At 67.2% G+C, this 1,712-nt stretch carries 1 protein-coding gene; it reads left to right on the forward strand.

Annotated elements, in window-relative coordinates; all coding sequences use genetic code 11:
• On the forward strand, positions 1-1,712 hold a 1,712-nt coding region (locus K8625_RS43455), incomplete at both ends, for a condensation domain-containing protein (RefSeq protein WP_223786093.1).

Raw genomic sequence — 1,712 nt, forward strand, 5'->3', positions numbered from 1 at the left:
GTCCCTGTCGACCGCTCCCAGCCGCTGCCTCTCTCCTTCGCCCAGCAGCGCCTCTGGTTCCTCGACCAGCTCCAGCCCGGCTCCTCCACCTACAACATCCCCTGGGTCCTCAAGCTCTCCGGCGCACTCGATGAGAACGCGCTGCGCCTCTCCATCAACTCGCTCATCCAGCGACATGAGGCTTTGCGTACTCGCTTCGCCGTTCACGAGGGTCAGCCCGTCCAGCTCATCGACCGGGACTTCTCTCTGGAGCTGCCGGTCACCGACCTCTCCTCGCGCTCGGAACAGGAGCGAGAGGCCGAGGCCCAGCGGTTGGCCTCGCAGGAGGCACTGCGTCCGTTCGACCTCGCGCAGGGGCCCGTGGTCAGGGCGTCACTCGTCCGCCGGACCGCATCGCAGCATCTGCTGCTCGTCACCGTTCACCACATCGCGTCCGACGGCTGGTCCATTGCCGTCATCCTGCGCGAACTCGCAGCCCTCTACCGTCAGTTCTCCGGGGGAGAGGCCGCGCAGCTCGCCCCCCTGCCCATCCAGTACGCCGACTTCTCCGTCTGGCAGCGCCAGTGGCTCCACGGCGACGTCCTCGCCTCCGAGCTCGGCTGGTGGCGTCAGCAACTCTCGGGCGCCGCTTCCGCGCTCGAGCTGCCCACCGACAAGCCTCGCCCCGCCGTTCAGTCCTACCGCGGCGCCGTGCTCCCCATCGAGCTCTCTCGGGAACTCACTCTGGCCGTCAAGGCCCTGGCCCAGCGCGAGGGCGCCACGCCCTTCATGGTCTTGCTGGCTTCCTTCCAGCTCCTGCTCTCTCGCTACTCGGGACAGGACGACGTCTCCGTGGGTTCGCCGGTCGCCAACCGGAACCGCTCCGAGACGGAGGGCCTCATCGGCTTCTTCGTCAACACCCTCGTCTTCCGCGCCCGGATCGATGGCAGGCAGTCCTTCCGCGAGCTGCTGGGACAGGTGCGCCTGAACACCCTCGCGGCTTATGAGCATCAGGATGTCCCCTTCGAGAAGCTCGTCGAGGAACTCCAGCCCCAGCGTGACCTGAGCCGCTCCCCGCTCTTCCAGGTCACCCTCACGCTACAGAACGCACCCGAGGCCGCCCTCGCGCTCTCGGGCCTGGTGCTCGAGCCGGTCCCCGCTGAAATCAGCACATCGAAGTATGACTTCAGCCTGTTGTTCGATGAAGGAGACCGGTTCTCGGGCGTCCTCAACTACAACACCGACCTGTTCGAAGCGGCCACCATGCAGGGCCTGCTTCGCCACTTCACCGTGCTGCTCGAGACGGCCGTCTCTCGGCCCGAGCAGTCTCTGAGCACGCTCTCGGCACTGAGTTCTCACGAGAAGCAGCAGGTGCTCTCGACGTGGAACGAGACAGCCCGGGCGTATCCGCGCAGCGCGAGCGTGCATGCGCTGTTCGAACAGCAGGTGGCCCGTTCACCCGATGCCGTCGCCGTCGTCGCGGGAGATGAGGCTGTCACCTACTCGCAGCTCGACACGCGCTCCAACCAGCTTGCCCACCACCTGCGCGCACTGGGTGTCCTCCCCGGCTCTCGCGTCGCTGTTCGCCTCGACCGCTCCGCGGACCTCATCGTCTCCCTGCTGGCCATCCTCAAGGCCGGCGCGTCCTACGTCCCTCTCGACAAGGCCTGGCCCTCCGAGCGCCTCTCCTTCGTCCTCCGCGAGTCCGGCGCAGGCGTCCTCGTCTCCCACTC

The sequence above is a fragment of the Myxococcus sp. AS-1-15 genome (assembly GCF_020037055.1).
GTDB lineage: Bacteria > Myxococcota > Myxococcia > Myxococcales > Myxococcaceae > Myxococcus > Myxococcus fulvus.